The organism is Myxosarcina sp. GI1(2024), assembly GCF_053543375.1.
The window spans coordinates 114,914-121,813 of record NZ_JBKGTY010000012.1; the positions used below are offsets into that span (position 1 = coordinate 114,914).

Annotated in this window: 8 protein-coding genes; 3 read left to right on the forward strand and 5 right to left on the reverse strand. The window is 42.1% G+C overall.

The window, feature by feature from the left end; genetic code table 11:
- Window positions 1-40 precede the first annotated feature (40 nt).
- Complete coding sequence (locus ACLFKQ_RS27460) at window positions 41-1,222, reverse strand: aldo/keto reductase (RefSeq protein ID WP_449002826.1); 1,182 nt, start codon at window positions 1,220-1,222, stop codon at window positions 41-43.
- Window positions 1,223-1,282: 60 nt separating this feature from the next.
- On the opposite strand from ACLFKQ_RS27460, the gene rppA reads away from it, so the two are divergent.
- A complete protein-coding gene (gene rppA, locus ACLFKQ_RS27465; protein ID WP_449002827.1) occupies window positions 1,283-1,981 on the forward strand; it encodes a two-component system response regulator RppA in 699 nt (232 codons plus the stop codon).
- A gap of 114 nt (window positions 1,982-2,095) precedes the next feature.
- On the opposite strand, the gene ACLFKQ_RS27470 is transcribed toward rppA, so the two are convergent.
- Together ACLFKQ_RS27470 and ACLFKQ_RS27475 are read right to left on the reverse strand one after the other, a co-directional pair.
- Window positions 2,096-2,530: a DUF4079 domain-containing protein gene (locus ACLFKQ_RS27470; RefSeq protein ID WP_449002828.1), complete on the reverse strand. Its 435-nt coding sequence runs from the start codon at window positions 2,528-2,530 to the stop codon at window positions 2,096-2,098.
- Window positions 2,531-2,680: 150 nt separating this feature from the next.
- Window positions 2,681-3,061, reverse strand: a complete 381-nt coding sequence (locus tag ACLFKQ_RS27475) for a DUF1830 domain-containing protein (protein ID WP_449002829.1) — start codon at window positions 3,059-3,061, stop codon at window positions 2,681-2,683.
- 451 nt (window positions 3,062-3,512) lie between these two features.
- Here ACLFKQ_RS27475 and ACLFKQ_RS27480 point away from each other — a divergent pair, with 451 nt between their 5' ends.
- Window positions 3,513-5,354, forward strand: a complete 1,842-nt coding sequence (locus tag ACLFKQ_RS27480) for an efflux RND transporter periplasmic adaptor subunit (protein WP_449002830.1) — start codon at window positions 3,513-3,515, stop codon at window positions 5,352-5,354.
- Between the two features lie 69 nt (window positions 5,355-5,423).
- Here ACLFKQ_RS27480 and ACLFKQ_RS27485 read toward each other — a convergent pair whose 3' ends face one another.
- Window positions 5,424-5,606 (reverse strand): hypothetical protein, encoded by a 183-nt coding sequence (locus tag ACLFKQ_RS27485; protein WP_449002831.1) that lies wholly within the window; start codon window positions 5,604-5,606, stop codon window positions 5,424-5,426.
- 58 nt (window positions 5,607-5,664) lie between these two features.
- Here ACLFKQ_RS27485 and ACLFKQ_RS27490 point away from each other — a divergent pair, with 58 nt between their 5' ends.
- On the forward strand, window positions 5,665-5,925 hold the full coding sequence (locus ACLFKQ_RS27490; protein ID WP_449002832.1) for a FixH family protein: 261 nt from the start codon (window positions 5,665-5,667) through the stop codon (window positions 5,923-5,925).
- Between the two features lie 201 nt (window positions 5,926-6,126).
- Here ACLFKQ_RS27490 and ACLFKQ_RS27495 read toward each other — a convergent pair.
- A protein-coding gene (locus tag ACLFKQ_RS27495; RefSeq protein ID WP_449002833.1) for an IS1 family transposase occupies window positions 6,127-6,833 on the reverse strand; the annotation gives its coding sequence in 2 pieces (ribosomal slippage) (window positions 6,127-6,495 and window positions 6,498-6,833; 705 coding nt in all).
- Between the last annotated feature and the right edge of the window lie 67 nt (window positions 6,834-6,900).

Here is a 6,900-nt window from a genome sequence, read left to right on the forward strand (position 1 = left end):
CTAATTGCCCACTTTTGAGAATTACTATCGTCTCCCACTGCTAACTACGAGAAAGACGCTGTACTTCTCGACCGCCTAACAGGCGATCGCATTCTATCAATAAATCGGGGATCTTGTCGGCATAAGGACTGTCTGCCAAACACGAGCGCAACTTGCCAGGATTAATATCTGTAGCTTTTTCCCCTGGAAACCAGTCACCTCCGTTACCCAATAAATTGTATCGTGCTTTGCCAAACTCAACCATGTTGTAGGCTAGAACGAGATTTCGCAACCAGAGAATCACGGGAACATTCACCCTACCTGGAGTTTGCTCGTAACTCGGCAAACCAACTTGCCAATTGCGTAGCCAATCTTCTCCCAAAACGGCGATCGCCTCTCGTTCCAAACGTTCTAAGATAGGAGGTAAAATTTCAGATGCTTTATCTAGTAACGGCAAGACTTTAAGATGTTCGTCAAAATCTGCAGGTTTGGCTGCGCCGATGCTGAGAGTGTGAACTTGAGGATGAGATAGACAAAACAAATCGTTAAATACCATCGGACTGAGGGGGTGACAGAGTTCGACTAACTTCTGAGGTGGATTGTAAAGCTGTCCTCCTTTATCGGAAGGAGAGATAATAAACACCCCCATATCTTGACGTTGTGCGGCTTCAATTGCCGGCCAGTTCCACTGATTGATGTAATACCAGTGAAGATTGACATAGTCAAATAAGCCGGTTTCTATGGCTGTAGTAATTATTTCGGTCGAACCATGAGTAGAAAAACCAATAAACCGAACTTTCCCCTCAGCTTGAAGCTGTTTGGCAACCTCCCAGCAACCTTCAGGACGAATAGTTTGCTTGAGTTTGACTTCGTTGTTAATCCCGTGAATACCTAATAAGTCTACGTAATCTAGCTGCAAAAAATGAAGGGATTGTTGGAACTGACAGCGAAATTCTTTAGGATCGGGGTTGGGAGATACTTTGGTTTGAAAGATAAATTCTTCTCTAGGCAGTTGGGGTAAAATTTGTCCTAGCTGCATCTCCGAACTACCGTAACCCCTGGCGGTTTCGATATGATTAATACCAACAGCCAGAGAACGGCGAATAGTTGCTTCGAGATTGCGTTGATTTGCTGCGGGAATTTGGGACTGGGGTAAATCTTGCCATTTATATTGATACCTCATTCCGCCACAGGAAAATACGGGTATCTGTAACTCGGTGCGTCCAAATCGCCTATATTGCATAACTCTAAGCTAGTGTGTATTGTGACCGTCTGTAAATATTAAATATTATTATCAAAAATAATGAGAATTCTTTTAGTGGATGATGAAACTGAATTAAGCGATCCTCTCAGTTCCATTTTATCGCGGGAAGGATATCGAGTAGATGTAGCCGATAACGGTAAATTAGGAATTGAGCTGGCATTACAAAATGACTACGACCTATTAATTTTAGACTGGATGTTACCTCACAAATCTGGTTTGGAAATTTGTCGAGAATTGCGATCGCATTCTCTCCAGACTCCGGTATTATTTTTGACCGCTAAAGATACCATCGATGACCGAGTTGATGGTTTAGATGCCGGTGCAGATGATTATTTGGTTAAACCTTTTGAGTTGAGAGAATTACTTGCCAGAGTCCGCGCTTTATTCCGCAGGTCGGCTAATTTAGAAACTGAGAGTACCAAGAATAAATTGAAGATGGGCGATCTCGAGTTAGACCTAGACAATCAACTTGCTTATCGTCAGGGAAAAGCGATCGATCTATCGACTAAAGAGATCGAGTTGTTAGCTTACATGATGCAGCATCAGGATCGCTTGTTAACCCATGAGGAAATTTACAATCATCTGTGGCGCGAGAGCGATCGCCCTGGTAGTAATGTGTTGGCGGCTTTAATTCGCCTATTACGTCGCAAGATCGAGATAACGGGTGAAGAGCGTTTGATTCATACTGTCTACGGCAAAGGTTATCGTTTCGGACTACACAATAGTTCTCGGAAATAACTGTCATGGTTGCGATGACTGAGATCGCTGTCAGTTTGGATGAGGTATTTCAGCTAATAATTTTATGAGTTAAACTAAGTAAATGTTGAATTTGAAACTCCCTCAGTCTACTAGTTAAAGATATTTTTGAACTACTTCCCAACCCGTAAGTGAAACCCAGATTAGTCCGATTAATAAAACCAAATTAGTACTGACGTGTAGCGATCGCACCCAGTTAGAGCGTGCCTCGATCTTCGTCCCACTCCAACCAGACAATAAAACTAAGCCAACGACAAACATTCCCGCCCATAAATGATTGGAATGCCCGAGGCTACCGTAATGACCCACGGTTCCGACAATACCAATCGCGAGCAATAACAATACTAAAAAAATTATGCCAATTCCCACCCACCAATGAACCGTTCGCAACCAAACAGGACGACCGATTTTAGTGGTTCGACTGTAAAATAGCCAGCTACCAGCAATTAATAATAAACCATAAGCTGCGATCGCACCACCCATAGACCAAGCAGCAATTTTCCACAGCCATAGAAACGAAGGTAAATCCAAACTCGCTCCCCATAATTGTTTTGCGTTTGTCCGTCATTCAACGGCAGACTCATCTGTAACTTTTTTAGTATAAACAATCGAGGCGGCTGTACATAGCCACCTCGATAAGATTTACTCTATTCAAGCAATAACTAAGAAAGGGAGTAACTTCTAAACCCTAGCTGTAGCCTGATGATGGAGTAAATTATTTTCTCGTGTAGTTTCGGTCTGATAGTTGGAACCGCCGCGCTCTTGAGCTCGAGTCTGTGTGGTCGAACTATCACCAGATTTTCTACCCTGCTCTTGAACTAGTAGTCTAGTGCATGGTATTGTATCTGAAAGAATCGCACTAGCCATCATTCCCGAATGAATCTCTAACATGGCAGAAGACAAAGCCTCAAATACAAGCCGTTGACCTGGAAAAACTACTCGTTCGAAATACCAGTTTGGTATATTCGAAATCCGAGCTATCTGAATTTGGCTGGTTGAGTTGACGTAGCAGCAAAGAATTTTGTCTTCCCCCTGAGGTAAGGGATCTAGTATCTGAGCCATAATTAATTATTTAATCGCTTTATATCAATTTTACTATCACTGCTGATAAGCTAACATTTCTCGATCCCAGTGGCTGTAAAAGGGAATACCAATATAAGCATATTTGAACCTTTTGTTACCTATTATAATTTTTTAATATTTTGGGCAGATTGGATACTTATTAATTAAACTCAAACAGATTTTCTATGGGGATCGTTTTCAAGATAAGTCAGAAAAGCCAAAATTTAATTCTCAATAACCGCCATAATTTCAGTATCGTTTGCAGCAATTTTTAAAACTAAAGTCGGCTTTAACTGCAAAATTTATTTTCAGATTCGGGTCTTTTCTGGAAAGTATATAATTCCCAGTTCATTCATGACTTGTAACTATTTATAAAAAGAGATTTCATGCTGATTTAATTTTCTTGTGTCATCTTGGTTTGAAGATACGACTTTAGCTTGAAACTTTGTCTATGACCGCAAATTCTTCAAACGGTCGTCATAAAGCCTTGAATGAGATTCAAGGCATGCGACCTCCTAAAACTCAGGAATCGATGTCAGATGACAACGAAAACTCGCGGGAGAGTTCTCTAAATTCTGATGGTGTAACTGAAGAGCCTACTTCCTATTCCATTACCGAAACAGAAGGATTGGAAGGTACTAGCTCTCAGAAGCAATACCCCTCCAGTTCATTTAGACTGGGGAAAACTTTACTAGGACTGGGGATTTTCGCCCTGCTGACGGGAAATATTTTGGTCTTAACCAACCACTTCAAACCTTCTAGCTCAATGGCAGGGATGGAAGGAATGGATCGTGGGGATATGTCTCACGATGAGATGATGGCGGTAGATGGTTCATTTAATCACAATCCCGTGCGAGTAGAAACATTTAAACCTCAGGTGTTAGAAGCCAGTGTTAGCTATACGGGAACGATTAAACCCTATGAAGAAATTATGGTTTATCCTCGTGTCGCAGGACAAGTGACTAACTACTCAGTATATCCAGGCGATCGCGTTACGGCAGGACAACCTATAGCTACTCTGGATGCTTCGGAGTTGACCACGGGAGTAGCCGAAGCAATAGCAGAAGCGGACACGATGAAATCTGCCCTAGAGATGAGCAAAATTGAGGTAGACGAACAGAAAAGCGCGATCGCCCAGATTGAAGCCGATCTAGACTACCTCAACCTGAAAAAAGACCGCTTTGCCCGATTGGTTAAAGATGGGGTGATTTCCCAAGATGAGTTTGATGTAGTCGATAGCGAAGTTAGAAGTAAAGAAGCTAACCTCAAGCAAGCACGGGTTAAATTGGCAAGGATGGAGGCACAGGTAACTAATAACCGCGCCAAGATTAACCAAGCTAAAGCTAAAGTCGATACTGCTAAAGTTATCCAGGGTTACACGACCATTACCTCTCCCATTTCTGGCATCGTGCAGAAACGGAACGTCGATCCTGGGGTAGTGGTTCAACCGAGTATGATGGGCATTGTTAAAATTGGCAATTACAATCGGGTGCGCTTACAGGCTAACGTCGCGCAGAGCGATGCGGTTAATATTCGTCCTGGGGCAACAGTAGTTGCTACTGTTCCTGGTAGTAATATTCCGCCAATCAAAGATAAAATTACCAGCATCTTTCCCCAAGCTAACAGTAAAACTCGCACGGTAACGGTAGAGGCGGTTATCGATAATCCCGACGGACAATTACTCTCTGGAAAGTTCCTCGAAATGAAGATTGTCACCGCCCGTAAAGCCAATGCCATTACTGTTCCCCAAGCTGCGGTAGTAGAATTTCAAGACCAATCTTCAGTTTGGGTAGTAGAAGGAGATACGGTAACAGCCCAACCAGTAACCTTGGGAATGTCAACGGGAGACAGAATAGAAGCACTCGGTGGTTTGGAGTCGGGACAAGTGGTAGTAACTTCAGGACAACATCGCTTGGTAGAAAATGCGACAGTAGCAATTATCAATCAGTCAGAACAAGCGATCGCATCCAGTAAAGCTTCTTCTCAGAATATTCAAATTCAGTTAATCAGTCCCGACAATCGACAGCTGACAATGGGGGATGCCCAATTAATACTGGAAGTGAAAAATGCTGGGGGTCAACCGATAGAAGTAAAAAACTTAGAGGTTAGCGCATCAATGCCGATGAAAAACATGGCACCGATGACGGCAAAAGTAGAAGTCCAACCCACAGACAAATCCGGTCGCTTTCAAGTCGATACCTATCTCAGTATGAAAGGAGAATGGGTAATTACCGCTCAGGTTAAAGACCCGCAACATAAAGGCAAACAAGAATTTACCTTTGAAGTCCGATAATCAGAAAGTCCTCTAAATCCCCTGCCCCCGCGATCCCCAACATTGGCGGTATTCTTGGGGGACTTTCAACTACTCTTCCCCAGGATTGAGGTTGGGGGGCAAAAATTTACTAACCACAAATACCAACCATGAAAAAATTAATCTTAATTTTGCTTCCCCTAAGTTTACTCGCGATCGCTTGTAGTCCCGCCCAAAGCGATACTGAGATACTGAAATAACATCTACTACTCCTACTGAAACAGCACAAAACAAACAAGAAAGTACTGCTACTGTAAATTTAGTCAGCCCCGATCCTCAAGCCGAAATTCCGATGGGTGATGCGGAAATGGTTTTAGAAGTGGTAGATAGCAATGGTAATCCAGTAAAAGTAGAAACTTTAGATGTCAGCGCGACTATGCCAATGGACGGCATGGAAGAGATGATCGGTAAAGTAGAAGTTACCCCCGCAGATGAACCGGGACGTTTCAAAGCTACTACCTATTTTGGAATGCAAGGGACTTGGAATGTAGTTGCCAGCGTGAAAGAACCGCAGTATCAGGCTCAACAAGAGTTTACTTTTGAAGTGAAATAAAGAATCAAGTAGCGATCGCTTTAACAAATGGTTTTTGAAAGTTCGGGCGATCGCTGTGGTTGCTGCAATCTGGGATAAACTAAAAAGAGAGTCTCCTGAGGGTAAATCATAAAAGACTCTCTAAGTTTAAAAAACCTAATTGCAGTATAACGAATGAACGAACAAGAACGCGAGCACAATAAAAAAATCGGCGTTGCTGAATCAAGGGAGGAATCGATAAGAAATAGGTACATCTTCAAACTTCAAATAATGAATCAGTAATCTAATTGAATGTTTCAACATATCTAAGGATTTCGAGTAGCAAAGAGTTTTACGATGTAAACGAGCAAGGTCATGTCTTGAACTTGTATTTTTACCCTCTACTCTTCTTGTCATATAAGTCTTGCAGACTATCTGGTCTCCATCGGGAATAAATCCTGGATAGACTTTCCATCCGTCCGTTACGTAAAAGTAGCATTGCCATTTTTTGACAATTTCCCAAAGTGGTTCAAATGTTTTTGAGCTGCGATCGCCTAAAACCCACGCCAAAATACATGGTTTAAAATGATCTACTGCTGTCGAGAGCCAAATTTTGTTTTGTTAGTCCCTACAAAAGTTTCGAGTTCGTCTAATTCCCCCACCTCTGGTACAACTTCTGGGTCATAAGCATTTGGAAGTAAATTCCCAACTTGTTTGACCCAATTAATAATAGTTGTATGATGAACTCCTGTAACTCTTTCTATACCCCGAAAACCCATGCCATTAAGGTACATTTTGAGACATGTTTTTCTGGTTTGATCGCTGTAACCACGATGATTTTTGGGGTTTTTAACAAATTGACGACCACAATCTACACAAACATGATTTTGCTTTCCTCTTCTCATTCCATTTTTACGGACATGCTCGGACTTACACTCAGGACAATTCACTCGGTTTTCTTTTGATTAATCGCGTTACTTCAATTCTGCAATTCCTCCCCTATTTATGCAACGCCAA